Origin of the sequence: Marinomonas sp., from assembly GCF_965225885.1 — a bacterium.
Taxonomy (GTDB): domain Bacteria; phylum Pseudomonadota; class Gammaproteobacteria; order Pseudomonadales; family Marinomonadaceae; genus Marinomonas.
The window spans coordinates 1,051,818-1,068,087 of record NZ_OZ245329.1; the positions used below are offsets into that span (position 1 = coordinate 1,051,818).

The 16,270-nt window shown below is 43.1% G+C and carries 15 protein-coding genes; 13 read left to right on the forward strand and 2 right to left on the reverse strand.

What is annotated here, in order from left to right; all coding sequences use genetic code 11:
- The first annotated feature begins 28 nt into the window (after positions 1–28).
- The 8 genes from ACO05V_RS04785 (at position 29) to ACO05V_RS04820 (ending at position 9,277) form a co-directional block, all read left to right on the forward strand.
- Positions 29–1,549, forward strand: coding sequence for a UxaA family hydrolase (locus ACO05V_RS04785; protein ID WP_421848041.1), 1,521 nt, complete (start codon positions 29–31; stop codon positions 1,547–1,549).
- 36 nt (positions 1,550–1,585) lie between these two features.
- Entirely contained in the window at positions 1,586–2,335 is a 750-nt protein-coding gene (locus ACO05V_RS04790; protein ID WP_421848043.1) for an SDR family oxidoreductase, read from the forward strand.
- Between the two features lie 57 nt (positions 2,336–2,392).
- Complete coding sequence (locus ACO05V_RS04795; RefSeq protein ID WP_421848045.1) at positions 2,393–3,883, forward strand: sugar ABC transporter ATP-binding protein; 1,491 nt, start codon at positions 2,393–2,395, stop codon at positions 3,881–3,883.
- 22 nt (positions 3,884–3,905) lie between these two features.
- A complete protein-coding gene (locus ACO05V_RS04800; RefSeq protein ID WP_421848047.1) occupies positions 3,906–4,913 on the forward strand; it encodes an ABC transporter permease in 1,008 nt (335 codons plus the stop codon).
- Between the two features lie 138 nt (positions 4,914–5,051).
- Positions 5,052–5,999 carry an ABC transporter substrate-binding protein gene (locus ACO05V_RS04805; protein WP_421848049.1) on the forward strand — a complete coding sequence of 316 codons (948 nt, stop codon included), beginning with the start codon at positions 5,052–5,054 and terminating at the stop codon, positions 5,997–5,999.
- A 62-nt stretch (positions 6,000–6,061) separates the two neighbouring features.
- The gene (locus ACO05V_RS04810; protein ID WP_421848051.1) at positions 6,062–6,916 is read left to right on the forward strand and encodes a fumarylacetoacetate hydrolase family protein; all 855 of its coding nucleotides are present in this window, start codon (positions 6,062–6,064) and stop codon (positions 6,914–6,916) included.
- A gap of 249 nt (positions 6,917–7,165) precedes the next feature.
- Complete coding sequence (locus ACO05V_RS04815; protein ID WP_421848053.1) at positions 7,166–8,155, forward strand: aldo/keto reductase; 990 nt, start codon at positions 7,166–7,168, stop codon at positions 8,153–8,155.
- A gap of 87 nt (positions 8,156–8,242) precedes the next feature.
- Positions 8,243–9,277, forward strand: a complete 1,035-nt coding sequence (locus tag ACO05V_RS04820; RefSeq protein WP_421848055.1) for an alpha/beta hydrolase family protein — start codon at positions 8,243–8,245, stop codon at positions 9,275–9,277.
- On the opposite strand, the gene ACO05V_RS04825 is transcribed toward ACO05V_RS04820, so the two are convergent.
- Positions 9,274–10,323, reverse strand: coding sequence for a helix-turn-helix domain-containing protein (locus ACO05V_RS04825; protein ID WP_421848057.1), 1,050 nt, complete (start codon positions 10,321–10,323; stop codon positions 9,274–9,276). The two genes, ACO05V_RS04820 and ACO05V_RS04825, sit on opposite strands and share 4 nt — an antisense overlap.
- Positions 10,324–10,543: 220 nt before the next feature.
- Between ACO05V_RS04825 and ACO05V_RS04830 the strand changes: the two genes are divergently transcribed.
- Positions 10,544–10,897, forward strand: coding sequence for a DUF805 domain-containing protein (locus tag ACO05V_RS04830; protein WP_421848059.1), 354 nt, complete (start codon positions 10,544–10,546; stop codon positions 10,895–10,897).
- Between the two features lie 13 nt (positions 10,898–10,910).
- Positions 10,911–11,471, forward strand: coding sequence for a hypothetical protein (locus tag ACO05V_RS04835; protein WP_421848061.1), 561 nt, complete (start codon positions 10,911–10,913; stop codon positions 11,469–11,471).
- A 39-nt stretch (positions 11,472–11,510) separates the two neighbouring features.
- On the opposite strand, the gene ACO05V_RS04840 is transcribed toward ACO05V_RS04835, so the two are convergent.
- Positions 11,511–14,396, reverse strand: a complete 2,886-nt coding sequence (locus ACO05V_RS04840) for an EAL domain-containing protein (RefSeq protein ID WP_421848063.1) — start codon at positions 14,394–14,396, stop codon at positions 11,511–11,513.
- Positions 14,397–14,786: 390 nt separating this feature from the next.
- Here ACO05V_RS04840 and ACO05V_RS04845 point away from each other — a divergent pair, with 390 nt between their 5' ends.
- The 3 genes from ACO05V_RS04845 to ACO05V_RS04855 all read left to right on the forward strand — a co-directional run bounded on the left by ACO05V_RS04845 (position 14,787) and on the right by ACO05V_RS04855 (position 16,255).
- A complete protein-coding gene (locus ACO05V_RS04845) occupies positions 14,787–15,266 on the forward strand; it encodes a GNAT family N-acetyltransferase (RefSeq protein ID WP_421848065.1) in 480 nt (159 codons plus the stop codon).
- A 33-nt stretch (positions 15,267–15,299) separates the two neighbouring features.
- Positions 15,300–15,836, forward strand: coding sequence for a hypothetical protein (locus ACO05V_RS04850; RefSeq protein ID WP_421848067.1), 537 nt, complete (start codon positions 15,300–15,302; stop codon positions 15,834–15,836).
- A gap of 104 nt (positions 15,837–15,940) precedes the next feature.
- Positions 15,941–16,255 carry a hypothetical protein gene (locus ACO05V_RS04855; RefSeq protein WP_421848069.1) on the forward strand — a complete coding sequence of 105 codons (315 nt, stop codon included), beginning with the start codon at positions 15,941–15,943 and terminating at the stop codon, positions 16,253–16,255.
- The last annotated feature ends 15 nt before the right edge of the window (positions 16,256–16,270 follow it).

A 16,270-nucleotide genomic window follows, 5' to 3' on the forward strand; every position in this document is an offset into this window, starting at 1 on the left:
AATGTGAATTTAGAACAGGGGATTGCCCATGATCATTGGGTCCAAACAAACTATTCGTTTACACGCTAATGATAACGTCGTTATCGCCTTAAGTGATCTTGCTCAAGGCAGTAAATTAAACGAATTTGACGTTACGCTACTTAGCTATGTCCCAAGAGGTCATAAGGTCGCTGTTAAGAATATAGCGAAAGGCGATAATGTTATTCGCTATGGCCAAATCATTGGACAAGCGACACAAGCTATCGCGCTCGGAGAACATGTACACGCTCAAAACATGGGCATGGGCGAGCATCTTCAAGACTATGCATTTTCTCAAAACAGCAATTCATTACCTCCAATTTTAACCCCTCGTACTTTTAACGGTTATCACCGTGAAAATGGCAGAGTCGGTACTCGTAACTATCTTGGTATTTTAACTTCGGTTAATTGTGCTGGTTCCGTTGCGCGTTTTATCGAAGAGGCGGCTACTAAAACGGATTTCCTAAAAGATTATCCGAATATTGATGGCATAGTGCCGATTGTTCATAGCACTGGCTGTGGCATGTCGGGTCAAGGCGAAGGCTATCAAACGCTCCATCGCACGCTCACGGGTTACGCCAATAATCCAAATTTCGGTGGTATTTTGTTGGTCGGTCTCGGCTGTGAAGTACTGCAAGTGTCTAGCCTTGTGGACAGCCAAGAACCGAGCGCTGCCTTTCGTTATATGACGATTCAGTCTGAAGGCGGCACGCGAAAAACAATCGAAAAAGGTTTACAGGAACTGCATTTATTAGCTCAAGAGGCAAATAAAGCAACACGAGAACCTGCGCCTGTCTCCGAAATTATGGTCGGTATGCAATGTGGTGGCTCCGATGGCTATTCCGGCATTACGGCTAATCCAGCTTTAGGTTATGCCTCTGATTTATTAGTTCGTCACGGTGGCACGACTATTCTCTCAGAAACATCCGAAGTGTATGGTGCGGAACATTTATTGACGCGACGCGCTGTATCTACGGAAGTCGGACAAAAACTGATTGATCGGATTCATTGGTGGGAAGATTACTGTGCCCGCAATGGCGGCGAAATGGACAACAATCCAAGCCCCGGTAATAAAAATGGTGGACTAACGACTATTCTTGAAAAGTCCCTAGGGGCGGTTGCGAAAAGCGGCAGTGCGCCATTAACCGATGTGTATTTATTTGGCGAAGCGATTGATAAAAAAGGCTTTGTATTTATGGATAGCCCTGGCTTTGACCCATGCTCAGTAACTGGGCAAGTCGCGTCGGGCGCCAATATGATTATTTTTACCACAGGACGTGGCTCGGTTTCTGGTTATAAGCCGACGCCTTGTATCAAGTTGGCTACCAACACCGAGATGTATCGACGTCTTCAAGAAGACATGGATTTAAATTGTGGGGATATTGTCACTGGTGGCGTGTCTATTGAGGAAAAAGGTCAGGAGCTATTTGAGCTTATTATTCGAATTGCTTCAGGTGAAGAAACGAAAAGCGAAGCGTTAGGTTTTGGTGGGGCAGAATTTGTGCCTTGGCAAATTGGCGCAGTGATGTAGCTATTTTTTATTATCTAGTGAAATGGAGAAACGATTGTGAGACTCAAAGGCAAAACAATATTAATAACAGCCGCTGGTCAAGGAATTGGTAGAGCAAGTGCCGAAGCCTGTTTAAAAGAAGGGGCGAATGTCATTGCGACGGATATCAATGCAGAAGCACTGAAATCTTTGCAGCAAGATTGCCCAACGATACAAACACATATACTCGACGTGATAGATGCTCAGTCGATTAAATCATTCGCAGAGCAGATGCCGAATCTTGATGGTTTGTTTAATTGCGCAGGTTTTGTTCATAACGGCACTGTTCTAGATATTAGTGATGAAGATTGGGAGTTTAGCGTTACCTTAAACGTCACTTCTATGATGCGTATGTGTCGAGCATTTTTGCCTGGAATGATGGAGCAAGCCAAAGTGACGGGGTCTTCTTCCGTGGTGAACATGGCATCGATGGCGTCTTCTATTAAAGGTTTCCCAATGCGAACCGCTTATGGCGCGACGAAAGCCGCGGTTATTGGTTTATCAAAAGGTATCGCTGCGGACTTTGTAAAACAAGGAATTCGCTGTAACTCAGTCTGCCCCGGAACGGTGAATACGCCGTCTTTACAAGGTCGTATCGCTTCAGCCGACGATCCTGTTCAAGCTCAAAAAGATTTTATTGCTCGTCAACCCATGGGACGCCTTGCTGAAGTAAGTGATATTACTCCGATCATTGTGTACTTGTTGTCCGATGAGAGTGCTTTTGTGACGGGGCAATCTTTGCTCGTAGATGGTGGCGTGACTATTTAACTTAGTCATTTAGATGATAGTTCGAATCAACCTACTATTTGTTACGGAGTAAAAGTGATGCCGTTATTGGTTGAAATGAGAGGAATTGAGAAGCGCTTTCCCGGTGTGTATTCCCTCAGAGGTGTGAACTTCGATCTTGAAAAAGGCGAAGTGCATGCGCTGATGGGGGAGAACGGTGCTGGCAAGTCGACGTTGATGAAAATACTGTCTGGAGTTTATCAAAAAGACGGTGGCACAGTAAAAGTAGATGACCAACTTGCTGTCTTTGATGGACCAAAAGCTGCGCAAAATGCAGGCATTGGCATCATTCATCAGGAATTGAGTTTGATGAATGATTTGACGGTTGCTCAGAATGTTTTTATCGGTCGAGAGCCTCGGTCATCTTGGGGTGTCATCGATGAAAAACGCTTAAACAGTCAGGCCAGTGACATCTTTAAAAAGATGAATTTTGATATCGATCCAATGACGGAAATTGGCAGTTTAACGGTGGCGAAGCAACAAATGGTCGAAATTGCCAAGGCTCTATCGTATCAATCTCGCGTTCTTATTATGGATGAACCAACGGCGGCTTTGAATGATGCTGAAATTGCTGAGTTGTTTGTCATTATCCGTCGCCTTAAGTCCGAGGGTGTCGGCATCATTTACATCAGTCACAAGATGGATGAGATCAAGCAAATCGCAGATCGAGTCACAGTGCTGCGTGACGGCGAATACATCGGCACACTTCAAGCAAGAGAAACGCCATTGTCTGACATTATCTCGATGATGGTGGGACGAGAAGTGAAAGATGAAACCCTTGATATCCCAGATTTGTCTGATCAGCCTGAGCTACTTTCGGTAAAAGGTTTGAACCGCGGAAAAGAGATCAAGGATGTCAGTTTTTCTCTCAAGAAAGGCGAAATTTTAGGTTTTGCAGGCTTAATGGGGGCAGGGCGAACCGAAGTGGCTCGGGCTATTTTTGGCGCTGACCCAATTGATTCAGGAGAGGTTTGGGTGAAGGGTAAGCAGTGCCGCATTCAATCTCCATGTGATGCGGTCGCGGCTGGAATTGGTTATTTGTCGGAAGACCGTAAGCACTTTGGTTTGGCCTTGGGGATGGACGTTCGCGCCAATATTGCCATGGCGACGTTAAGCCGTTTCACCAGCTCGTTAGGCGTATTGAATGAATCTGAAATGAGCGGTGTTGCCAATGGTTACATTAAGCAGTTGGGCATCCGAACACCGTCAGACACTCAGGAAGTCGGTTTTTTGTCTGGTGGTAATCAGCAAAAAGTGGTTATCGCTAAATGGTTATTAAAAGACTGCGACATTTTGATTTTTGACGAGCCAACTCGAGGCATTGATGTGGGTGCTAAGTCGGAGATTTACAAATTATTAGAATCTCTCGCGAAGAAAGGCAAAGCCATTATTGTCATCTCTTCGGAACTGCCGGAGGTAATGCGCCTAAGTCATCGAATTGCCGTTATGTGCCAAGTGAAACTCACTGGAATATTGCCCGGTGGGAAAGCAACGAATCAAGAACAAATTATGGCATTAGCCACTCAGTAAAGGCTAACAGGAGAGAAAAATAATGATAACCGAAAGCCAAAAGACGTCACCGAGTCTGATTAGTAAATTGATAAAGATTACCGCTCATCAGCGAGTGCTCGCCTTTGCGAGTCTAGTGGTGCTGTTGATCGTATTTTCCATTGCGTCCCCGAATTTTATGCAGACGTCCAATATGCTGGCGATTCTGCAAGCGACGTCTGTTAATGGCGTTCTAGCTGTGGCAGCCACGTTAGTAATTATCTCCGGCGGTATTGATTTGTCTGTTGGGACTTTGATGACGTTTACAGCGGTGATCGCAGGCGTCTTGTTAACCAAGATGAATCTGCCTTTACCGATTGGCGTACTTGGTGCCATTCTCGCTGGCGCATTTTGTGGATTTTGCTCTGGATCTTTTGTCGCTAAGATGAAAATCCCACCTTTCATTGCCACTTTAGGCATGATGTTGATCTTAAAAGGTTTGTCTTTGGTCGTGAGTGGCGCTCGTCCGATTTACTTTAATAACACGGAGGGATTTGACGAAATTTCACGGGGTTCTTTGATTGGTGAAGTGTTGCCTTTCCTTCCTATTCCGAACGGTGTGTTGATTCTCTTCATTGTTGCTGGTGTGGCGAGTTATGTATTGAGCAAGACTATTTTGGGCCGTTATTGCTTTGGTATTGGCTCAAATGAAGAAGCGGTACGCTTGTCTGGTGTAAATACTGACCGTTGGAAAATTGCTATTTATGCGGTTGCGGGTGGTATTTGTGGCATCGCTGGTATTTTGATTTCGTCTCGTTTGAACTCGGCTCAACCGGCCCTTGGCCTTGGTTATGAGTTGGAAGCGATTGCTGCCGTGGTGATTGGCGGTACGTCTCTTTCCGGCGGACGCGGCACGATTATCGGTACGTTAATCGGTGCCTTAATCATGGCGGTATTAACGAACGGCTTACGAGTACTGTCTGTGGCACAAGAATGGCAGACCGTGGTGACTGGCATCATCATTATTTTGGCGGTTTATGCCGATATGATGCGCCGTCAAAAATCTAAATAAGGCAATCTAAATAAGGCAATCTAAATAAGGCAATCTAAATAAGCAATGCAAAGTAATAATCGTTAGAAACAACCGGTGGCATACCGCCACCACAAAAAAAGTAAACCTCGAAAATAACAACATAACGGAGGAACGGACATGTTGTCACGTCGCAAGCTAATAGGTCTAATCAGTGCTGTATCTATTATGGCAACATCATCACTTGTCAAAGCCGATGATCAGCTATATATCCCATTGATTTCAAAAGGTTTTCAACATCAGTTTTGGCAAGCAGTGAAACAAGGTGCTGACCAAGCTGCAAAAGAGTTTAACGTTCGAGTCACATTTGAAGGGCCTGATACAGAAGCGCAAGTGGATCGCCAGATCGACATGTTAGCGGCTGCATTAGCCAATAAACCCGATGCCATTGGTTTTGCTGCTCTCGATAGCCAAGCCGCCATTCCGTTGTTACGCAAAGCACAAAAAGCCGGTATTCCAGTTGTTGCTTTTGATAGTGGTGTAGAAAGTGATATTCCAGTGACAACAGCAACGACGGATAACTTGGCAGCTTCTGCATTAGCGGCAGACAAAATGGCTGAGTTGATTGGCAATAAAGGACAAGTCGCTGTGGTGGCTCATAGTCAAACAGGGACAACAGGTATTGATCGTCGTGATGGTTTTCTAAAACGCATGAAAGAAGCTCATCCAAATATTGACGTGGTTACCGTTCAATACGGTGATGGCGATCAACTTAAATCAACAGAAGTTGCTCGTGCAATTCTGACCTCTTATCCAAAGCTAGCCGGTATGTTTGGTACCAATGAAGGCTCTGCGGTCGGCGTGGTAAATGCGGCCCGTGAGTCCAAAGCAAAAAATCTTGTCATCATCGGATTTGATTCTGGTACAGCTCAGATGAATGCGATTCGTAGTGGTTTGATGGCGGGTGCGATTACTCAGAACCCAATTGGTATTGGTTATGAAACCGTGAAAGCGGCGGTTCAAACCATCAAGGGTGAAAAGGTGCCAAAAATTATCGACACAGGCTTCTATTATTACACGGCTAAAAACATCGACGATCCAAAAATCGCTGCAGTTCTATATAAATAAAAACTCTATACTGTGGTGAATCTCTTATTCACCACAGTATTTTTTACCGATAGGAGAAAACAATGAAATTAGTTCGCTTTGGGCCACTAGGGAAAGAAAAGCCAGGTTTACTTGATGATAATGGTCGAGTCCGTGATTTGTCGTCAGTCATTCCAGATCTATCTGATGAACATCTAAGCTTAGCAAGCATGAAAAAGTTAAACGCCTTAGATATTAATAGCTTGCCTTTGGTCGATGGCGTACCGCAAGAAGATCTGCGTCTTGGAGCTTGTGTGGCCAATGTGGGTAAATTTATTTGTATCGGCTTGAATTATGCCGATCATGCTGCCGAATCTGGCATGCCAGTCCCTGCTGAGCCTGTTATTTTTAACAAATGGACGTCGGCGATTGTTGGGCCAAATGATGATGTGAAAATTCCAAAAGGCTCTGAAAAAACCGATTGGGAAGTGGAATTAGGTATCGTTATTGGCGAAGGCGGCAGTGACATTGCAGAAGCTGACGCAATGAAGCACGTAGCGGGATTCTGTGTGATAAATGATGTGTCAGAGCGTGCTTTCCAGATTGAGGGAACAGGCACTTGGGACAAAGGGAAAGGCTGCGACACCTTTGGTCCAACGGGACCTTGGTTAGTAACCCCAGATGAAGTCGGTGACTTCAATGATCTTGGTATCTGGTTAGAAATCGATGGCAAGCGTTATCAGAATGGTTCTACTTCGACCATGGTATTTAAAGTGCCTCATCTGATTGCTTATTGCAGCCGATATATGAGCTTACAGCCGGGCGATATTATTTCAACTGGTACACCGCCAGGCGTTGGTTTGGGTTTCAATCCGCCAATTTATCTAAAAGGTGGTGAAGAAATGAAACTTGGCATTGATAAGCTCGGTGTGCAATGTCAACGAGTGGTTAAAGCTTAACTTAATCAAAATCCGACTAATGATTGCAGCACCGCCTGAACGGGCATCCCTGCCCGCGACAGGCGTAGCGCCCATCCATGGGCTTAATGCTTGCAATCATTAGTCTCCTTTTTGAGTTTTTAGCTCTTAAGTTGGTGACATTGAAGCGTAATGTGCCGCGAACAAATATCTATTGGCTATTCAGCCCCTTAACGCCGTTAAGCACCTTTATATTTTAAGTACAAAGGGCTGTGAATAAGTGAGCAAGCAATGAAAACAAGAATAATAAATAGCAGTGGTTCCTCGATTACAGAAATAGGATTTGGTTGTGCTGGCGCGGGTAATCTATTTCGTCCGGTATCTTACGAGAATATCTGTGGCGCCGTTCGCAAAGCGAGTGAATTAGGTGTTCAGTACTTTGACACCGCTCCTCATTATGGCGCTGGCCTCTCAGAGCGTCGTTTAGGCTTGGCTCTAGGCGAAACGCCACATCAAGATATTTTCCTATCCACCAAAGTGGGAAGATTGCTGCATCCAGACTGCAAAGTAGATCAAAAAGAAGCCGACGGCTTTGTTAGCGCCAGTCCCTTTGATCGAGAATACAATTATAGCTACGATGGCGTTATGCGTTCTTTCGAAGATTCTTTGCAGCGCCTTGGCGTGAGTCATATTGATATGCTGTTGATGCATGATATTGGCGAATTGACTCACAAAGAACAGCACGCCATGTATTTTCAACAAGCCATTGATGGTGGTTTTAAAGCCATGATGGAATTACGCGAGCAAGGCTTAGTGCGCAATATTGGTTTAGGTGTGAACGAATGGAAAATATGTGATCAAGCGATGAACCACGGCCAGTTTGATTGCTTCATGGTCGCCAACTGTTTTACTTTATTAAATAACGATATTACGCATACTTTTACCAACAAATGTAGCGAAAGTAATATCTCTCTTATTGCCGCCGCGCCTTTTAATTCAGGTATTTTAGCCAAAGGCTCTAAAAACTTAGGTCATTACTTTTATGGTGAAGCGCCTAAAGACATCGTCGATAAAGTCATCGCTATAGAATCTATTTGTGAGCAATTTAATGTCTCGTTACAGGCGGCTGCGATTCAATACGCCTTGCGATATGACTGTGTGAAATCGGTGTTAATTGGCATGACCAATGAGGATCGGGTTGAGCAAAATATCTCTTGGTACGAAGAATCCATCCCAGAGGCGTTTTGGCAGGCATTGACTCCAGTTATTTACTCATCCTAACGTTCTCGATCCTGTTCTAGGACGCGTTACTCGCATTTTCCTTTCATAGTGACTTCTTTCTAAAGCATTTTAAAGAGGAATGACATCATGAAAGGGTTTGCGATTTTCATCTTATTGGTTGCCTGCTGGGCGTCGAATGCTCTTGCGTATTCGGTGGGTTTTGATCAGGTTCAGTTATACACAGACAGTAATAGACCGTTAAAAGCCAGTGTTTGGTATCCATCACAGACGACCTTTCCCACTGAAAGAATTGCGGAAAACGCGGCGTTTTTGGGAACCGATGTGGTACGAGTTGGAACGCCGCTGGCGGGGCGGTTTCCTCTGGTGGGTACTTTTCCGTTGGTAGTAATGTCTCATGGTTATCGTGGTAACTGGCGTAATCAGAATTGGCTAGCAACAAAACTGGTGCAAGATGGTTATGTCGTGGCGTCGCTTGATCATCCGGGAACCACGTCTTTTGATCATTCTGCGCAAGCAGCGGCTCAGTGGTGGCAACGCGCTGGAGACTTATCGCGCTTGTTGGATTGGTTGTTGAATGAGTCTTATCTATTGCCAAATATCGATGCTAACAACATCACCGCTATTGGCCATTCATTGGGCGGCTGGACGGTGATGTTGCTAGCGGGCGGGCAATTTGATCGAGACCAGTTAAAGCAAGAATGCGTTCTTAAAAATAATCCTCGCGTGTGTGGTTTGATGCCTGAATTGGGCTTGGATCGGGCTCAAACTGGCGAGCCGACTGGCAGCTTAAAAGATAATCGAATCAAGCAAGTTATTACTTTGGATTTGGGCTTGGCGCGAAGCTTGTCACGTCAGAGTTTGCAAGCTTTAACCGTTCCGACCTTGATCTTTGCTGCAGGCGTGGATATTGGTGATTTACCGCAAGCAGAAGAATCCGGCTTTCTCGCGCAGTATATTCCCTCTAATAATCGTCAATACATTGTCTACCCAGACGCCGCGCATTTTAGTTTCATGCAGCTTTGTAAGCCCGGCGCGATTGAGATGATAGAAGAGGAAGAGCCGGGTGATGGCATTGTTTGCAAAGACGGTAATGAACGATCTCGGGATGAGCTTCATCAGGTGATTTATCAAGACATCATGCACTTTCTCAAAAAGTCTTAACTCTTCATGTTAGCACGCCGAAAGGCGCTCGGTGTTTGTTGTGTCAGGCGCGAAAACTCTCGATGGAAGTTAGATTTCGTCTGAAAGCCAGAGTCCAAATAGATTTGGGTGATGGCTTTGTCGGTTGTCAGCAGTAGTGTTTTGGCTCGTTCAATACGATATTCGTTCACGACTTGTGAAATGTTGCGACCGTAAACTTGGTTGATGGCAGCAGAGATTTGACGCGCTGGAATACAGGCTTTTCTGGCGAGTCTATCGAGCGTTAAGTCTGGATCAAGAAACACTTCTTTGGTGCTAAGCAGCACGTCTATTTTGTGTACTATGTCTTTCACTTCATCGTCTGTTAACGGATGCTGTGGCTTGTCTTTTGATTCTTCTACGAGCGGTGTTTTTTCATTTAGGTCGGACGCTTCGTTAACGCTGGGCGCGATACTTAGGCTTATCATAATGACACTGATAGCCAGAACAGGCAGTAACACCGCATGTCCAATAGAGAGAATTATCAACGCATGCTCGCCAGCAAAAAAGGAAAAATCGACCGCCAAAGCGCCATCAATCATGGCGGACATTAACAGCATGGCACCCGCAATACGTTCGGCTTTTAAGGCGTTGTCGATATCGGATAAACGAACTTGTTCAGGAAGGTTCGATGCTTTAAACGAAGCACGAATCAGCGCAATACCATAACCCACGTAAAGCAAGGTTAAAACAGGATCTAAAGGCGGCCGCCAGAATGGATAAGTAAAAGACGCCAAGGTGACAAAAACAGGCGGTAAGAAATGCCAGATTTTTAGTTTATAGCGTTGGTGAGCACTCGAAAAACAGTACCAAGCCGTCACGGGAATACAAGACGCCAAGATAGGTTGAATCAGACGAAATAGCGAATAATCAAACGTCCAACGTAGGCCAACTATGGTCGTTGTTAACGCACACAAAGCGATAAAAACAAACGCCGATTGGGTGGTTTCTTCTCGGCGAATAAACAGCAAAACCGCCAAGATAGACAGCAACAAGGCAACGACAAAAGGTAAGGGAATAGCGATCATTTTGGTTCCGCCTTGTTTATTGTGAAATAGCTCAGACCTGATCTTCGTTGTATATGTATCACTTTTATCTGCATCATGCCCGCCATTATTTTTTAGAAAGCCATCCTGTCCTAAAAAGCCATCAAGGACGTCCTAGAACCTGATCTAGGACGTAAATCTTTCCTTCGCAACGTACTTTTAAGCCTTCAATGTCCCTCGGGATGAATCAAAGGAGAAAAGTATGAACGGGTATTTTGATGCGTGGAAGCGTTATGCGCAATTTTCTGGAAGAGCATCACTGGAAGCATTTTGGATGTTTTTTTTGGTGAATTGTTTGATCTCGTTAGTGTTTGTCTTGTTGGAAATCTTTTTTCAAGCAACGTGGAAAATAGAAGCGCTTTATAGCGTGTTAGTTTTCTTGCCAATGCTGTCTTTGACTGTGCGTAGATTGCATGACACTAACCGTTCCGCTTGGTGGTTGCTGGTGGTCTTGGTTCCAGCGATAGGCATGCTTGTTTTACTGATGTTATTAGCCTTACCAAGCGAGTCAGACAGTGATTTTGCTAATTATCCACAAAACAACGAGATGCTATAAACAGGAACCAAACATGAAAGATGTTAATAACTTACCCGACTTATCCACCATGTTATGCTCAATTTTGCTACTTTTGTCGGTTTCTGCTTGCAGCAGTGAAGCAAAAAACACGAATGAAAGTAACTTGGCAGTTTCAGATAACATAAAAGCTGTGGTCTACATCGAATCGCCGAAAGTCGGTACTTTATTGCAGTTACGAGGTATCGCCGGAAAAGGTGTGCTTATCGCCAAAAAAGACAATCGACTAGAAGAGCAAGCAGCTTGTGTTTCCTCGCCGATTCGATTTGCTGCGGGAGACTTTGGTGGAGATAGCATTGGTATTCAATCCGTTGAACCCATTCGACTGCTGGTTTACTCCAACAAAGTCGCAGAAAAATTGATCGCCGGCGATGAAGTCGTCAGTGAAGATTATGTGATTACTGCTCAAAGCGATGCCCAACTTGGCGACATCAAAATTGAATCCGGCTTAACACTCAGTTATGGCTTTGTGCTCAACCCCGGTGAATGGTCTTGGTCGTCGGTATTTGGGTTGGATCACGAGGACGTCGGGTGTGAACAATTGAGTTCACTTTAAATTAGCCTCTGGAAGCGCTTTGTTTCCAGAGGCTAACTTTTATTTATCCAAGAAGGTTTTCTCAAGCAGGTCTGCAGGTAGCGGTTTGCTGAATAGGTAACCTTGATAAATATCGCAGTCTAAGCCCTTTAGAATATTGAACTCGATATTATGCTCAACACCTTCTGCGACCACTTCTAAGTTCAATTTTTTGCAGAGTGAGATAACACTTTCTACCATGGTAAATAGGTTATCGTCTTTGCTCATATTTGAAATAAAAGACTTATCAATTTTGACCTCGTCAATAGGCAGCTTCCACAAAGAATTCAATGAAGAAAAACCTGTGCCAAAATCATCAAGGGAGATGGTTATGCCATGCTTTCTTAAATTACTTAACGTATTAATTGCTGTTTGATAGCTCTTCATAAAAACAGATTCGGTGATTTCTAAGCGAATGATTTCTTCTGGAACACTGTGTTTCTTGAGAATACGAAGAAGGTCTTCTTCAAATTTCGGTTCAATCAGTTGGATAGGGCTAATATTCAAAGACATCGTTTTGAAATGAATGGGTTGTTTTCTTTTTATCCATTTGGCAAGTTGCGAACAGGCATTGTCTATAATTTGCAAACCAAGAGGATAAATTAGGTTGTTTTTTTCGGCGATCTCTATAAAGACGTCAGGGCTGACAAAGCCAAATTTTTTATGATTCCAGCGTGCTAAAACTTCAATGCCGACGATTTCTTGCAGAGCATTCATCTGAGGTTGAAAATGAAGGTCTATACAGTTTTCGGCAATGCAGTCTCGTAAATCCATCGTTAAAATGGCTTTTTTATTGAAGAGATCTTGGTCTTTATGATCGAAGATATGGAAGCGATTTTTGCCCTTGTTCTTCGCGGAATACATGGCAATATCAGCTTGCTTTAGTGTTTCATTAAAATCCAGTATTTTCACGTCTTCTGAAATAATACCCATGCTTGGAGTAATAACGAGAGTATGTGCATTATCCAAAATAGGTTCGCCAATACGTTGGATAATTTTATCGGCAATAAGCTCTGCTAAAGTAGGATCAGGAAGCACCTGATGCGTTAAGACAACAACAAACTCATCTCCGCCCAAGCGTGCGACTAAGTCGTTAGAAGTTGTACATTCGTTAAGTCTTTGAGCGATGGTGATTAATAGTCTATCTCCCGTTTCATGTCCCATGAAATCATTGACGTCTTTAAAATTATCCAGATCGATAAAAAGCACAGAAATATGGCTAATATGTTTTTGGTCTTTCAGATCTTCTATGAAGGATCGTAAATGTGCTCGGTTGGCTAATCCTGTTAGAGGGTCAAAATAGGCACTTTTTTCCAATTGGCTGATGCGCATTTGGCTGCGTTTTGTACTGAAAAAATCTTTTCCCGCATTAAAAATAATTTCTAACAAGTTTAGATCTTGTTCTTTCCAAGGAGAGCTTTCTCCTGCAATATTTTGGCGCCATAACGCAAAGGAGCTTCTAGGCTCTAAATGCCTTTCATTGTTTTCGACGACAATATTGACAGTTTGTGGAGCACCGCCCCATTTTATCGTTTTGGAGACCTCTTCCTTGCCTATAAAGACATAAAAGTCATTTGGAATTTTGGCTTTCATTATGGCAATTCCGACCATGCTTTCAAGACCCGGTATTACGCCAATTTCTTGATGTAGCTTTTCTGATTGAAAATGGGTTGTTTCTTGTGTTGCGAAGAGATTCTTCAGCGCATCAATGGTCTGATCACCAAGGCTTAAAAACGATGTGTCCTCAAGGATATAAGACTGTTCTCGATAAATAATGCCAATAAAATGGTACTGAGTAATTTTTTGAATTTTAAGCAGGATGGATTCAAACAGCGCCGCTGAAATATTGGCCATTTTGGCTTGGTTAAAGGATGCCTCAATATAGGCCTGAGCGTTCATAAGGTAGGTGAGCTTTTTGATTTTTTCAGCTGGAATCAAATATGAGGTTATAATTTCGCTGAACAGTTCTCCCGATACTCGAAGTTGTGAAATTACATCATTAGTGGGGATTTTTGGCTCATTATGGTGGAAAACAACCATTCCCCATAATCCGTCTCCTTTTTTTATCGATAGCGATAATGAAGAGCCCACGCCCATGTTTTTTAAGTATCTACGATGTACCGTTGACATACTTCTTAAAACGGACAAGCTTTGATTAAGTGGCTGGCCGTCGGGAAGAAATGCTGGTTCTAGTAGACAAGGCTCGGCATTAATATCCGCGAATAAACGTATAGGGCTGAGTGTGTACAATTGACGGGCTTGCTTCGGGATATCCTCAGCAGGAAAACGCATTCCTTGGTATTTTATTTCTTCTCGCTCAGATACGGCTTCAGCGACAATTTCCCCTGACCAGTCAGGTAAGAAGCGATACATCATGACACGATCGTACAGCGTGTATTCTTGTAGCTGGGAAACTAAAGTATTAAATAGGACGGTTTCATCATAGGAAGATTTGAGCAACTCAACCATGTTATCGATTTGAGACAGCAAGACATTAGCGTTGTAATCAGAGCCTAGGTTTGGTGAGAACTCTAAACTGATCCAGCCTTCTGTTAGATGTGCGAAACATCCCCAGCTTGATGATTGAATAATGCCAGATTCTTTGAACTCAACTACAACGGCTTTTTTGGATGATAATTTAGTGAGGCTTTCGACATTGATAAACTTAACCCACTCACTGATATGGCTGCCGATTAGTCCAGGGTGTGTATTTGAATTTATTGACGACGCCTCTTTGAGGCTATCTATAGTGTTGCTGGAGTGTTGGACAATTTGAAATGTATCTGCGTCAAGAATTAACTGAAACCCGTGGGGCTGAATAGAGCCTATTATTTGGATTGCTTCTGCAGCACATTGTTCAGCTTCGGCACTGGTAATTTTACGTGTTTCAATTATTTCTTTTGTCATGTTTCATACCGTAGAAGTGCTAGACGATTAAAGTCAGGGCGGTCTTGTTAAATAAATAAGTAGGTGATGACTCGTTCTTTGCCACGCGATGGAACCATACCAGAAAGGTCTATAAAGTTCATATATATGAAAGTGCTGCGCACTTTGTAGCGCTTCACCCGTAAACAGTCAAATCATAAGTATAGACACAGAAACTTGAGATTGGCTGGGCTTTTGACTTTGCTGTTGAAAACAGCGCCACACGTGAAGGTCAGCCCGGATTGCATCTACTATGAAAGCTGCTTTTTACTTATTTTAGAGACTTAGGCGGCAATAAGGTTTGTGTTGTGTGTCATGAAGTTGAATGACACTATATTTATTCTTGAATCCAGTGTTTGAAAAGGAGTTTTTATGACAGCGTTAATACGTGAAGCGAATCGAGATGATTCAAGCATCATTCTTAGATTTGTTAAAGAACTGGCCGCTTACGAAAAAGCAGAGCATGAAGTCTTGGCCACTGAGCAGATGATTGAAGACTCTATTTTTTCAGAGCACTCGTCTACCAAAGCGATCATTTGTGAGAAAGATGGCAATCCAATCGGTTTTGCCGTGTACTTTTTTAACTATTCCACATGGCTAGGAAAGCATGGTCTATATCTTGAAGACTTGTTTGTGTCACCGTCAGAACGAGGCAGTGGTGCTGGAAAAGCTTTACTAAAACATTTAGCGGGAATTGCTGTAGCGAATGACTGTGGGAGATTTGAATGGAGTGTTTTAGATTGGAATAAACCCGCTATCGATTTTTATGAATCACTAGGCGCAAAGCCTAAGAGTGAATGGCTAGGTTATCAGTTAACGGGTGAACATCTCACTGTGCTGGCCGCTTCTTAAGCGATAACATATTTATTTTAAAAGGGAATTGATTTGAAAAAGACAATAGCTGTGATGATTTGTCTCCTGCTTTTTGGCTGCTCTCATGTTCCATTAGGCAGCATGCTTAAGCTGAGTGCCTTTGATGAAAATAGTTTTTTAGGCTTAAACCCACATGAATTGAGAAGTCGAATTCAGATCGATAAACCGGTTGAAATAGACATATCCAAAACAGCGTTATCATTGAATTTAGAAACATCGAATGGATGGCTAGTTTTTGATTATCCATTGAAGGTTCTCTCTATTAAAAATATTCATCAGGATGACAATAGCTGGTTTACATCGGCGACGGAATTTACGGAATATGAGTTTGCTCTATCAGATGAGGCAGTTCACAACTTTCAAGCTTTACAAGAAAAAATGCAGTTGGAAAAGCCTAAAAGCTACCGTTTGAATATTGATACCGAACTTGAAAAATTACCTGATGATCAAGACGAGATTATGCTATCTATCTTTGTAAGGCTGTCTGCAGAAAGTGATTACATTACCTTGTTTGATAGAGAATCTTTTGATGTTGAAGAGCATAACTAAAGCAACTGGAAGCCAAGTCATTAATTCTGAGTCAGAGCTGGATGCCCTGTTCACCAAAATTAAAGGATAAGCTGTGTAGTGAAGGGATTATAGGTGTTTTTTGTATGGCAAATAGCTGGAATATTCCGTCTTGGCTTGAAGATGAAATTCGAGCAAGAGACAAGGTTTGTGTATATTGTGGTGTGGAATTTACGAGCGCAAAAGTATCTAAGAAAACATGCGCGAGTTGGGAACACATCATTAATGATGCCAGTATTATTAATAAAGACAATATTGCGCTGTGTTGTTGCGGTTGTAACTCAAGCAAAGGTCAGAAAAAACTGTCAGATTGGTTGCAGACAAAATATTGCGTAACCAAGCCGATCACTCCTCAAACTGTTGCTCCAATTATTAAGCAGGCAATTCAAAATGGTCAATAACATATAAGAAACCGT

Bases quoted from the DNA above. Each gene is read 5' to 3' on its own strand.
- ACO05V_RS04815 (WP_421848053.1), top strand. From the start codon at position 7,166: ATGAAAACAAGAATAATAAATAGCAGTGGTTCCTCGATTACAGAAATA.
- ACO05V_RS04810 (WP_421848051.1), top strand. From the start codon at position 6,062: ATGAAATTAGTTCGCTTTGGGCCACTAGGGAAAGAAAAGCCAGGTTTA.
- ACO05V_RS04845 (WP_421848065.1), top strand. From the start codon at position 14,787: ATGACAGCGTTAATACGTGAAGCGAATCGAGATGATTCAAGCATCATT.
- ACO05V_RS04795 (WP_421848045.1), top strand. From the start codon at position 2,393: ATGCCGTTATTGGTTGAAATGAGAGGAATTGAGAAGCGCTTTCCCGGT.
- ACO05V_RS04785 (WP_421848041.1), top strand. From the start codon at position 29: ATGATCATTGGGTCCAAACAAACTATTCGTTTACACGCTAATGATAAC.
- ACO05V_RS04805 (WP_421848049.1), top strand. From the start codon at position 5,052: ATGTTGTCACGTCGCAAGCTAATAGGTCTAATCAGTGCTGTATCTATT.
- ACO05V_RS04800 (WP_421848047.1), top strand. From the start codon at position 3,906: ATGATAACCGAAAGCCAAAAGACGTCACCGAGTCTGATTAGTAAATTG.
- ACO05V_RS04820 (WP_421848055.1), top strand. From the start codon at position 8,243: ATGAAAGGGTTTGCGATTTTCATCTTATTGGTTGCCTGCTGGGCGTCG.
- ACO05V_RS04830 (WP_421848059.1), top strand. From the start codon at position 10,544: ATGAACGGGTATTTTGATGCGTGGAAGCGTTATGCGCAATTTTCTGGA.
- ACO05V_RS04825 (WP_421848057.1), bottom strand. From the start codon at position 10,323: ATGATCGCTATTCCCTTACCTTTTGTCGTTGCCTTGTTGCTGTCTATC.
- ACO05V_RS04855 (WP_421848069.1), top strand. From the start codon at position 15,941: ATGGCAAATAGCTGGAATATTCCGTCTTGGCTTGAAGATGAAATTCGA.
- ACO05V_RS04835 (WP_421848061.1), top strand. From the start codon at position 10,911: ATGAAAGATGTTAATAACTTACCCGACTTATCCACCATGTTATGCTCA.
- ACO05V_RS04840 (WP_421848063.1), bottom strand. From the start codon at position 14,396: ATGACAAAAGAAATAATTGAAACACGTAAAATTACCAGTGCCGAAGCT.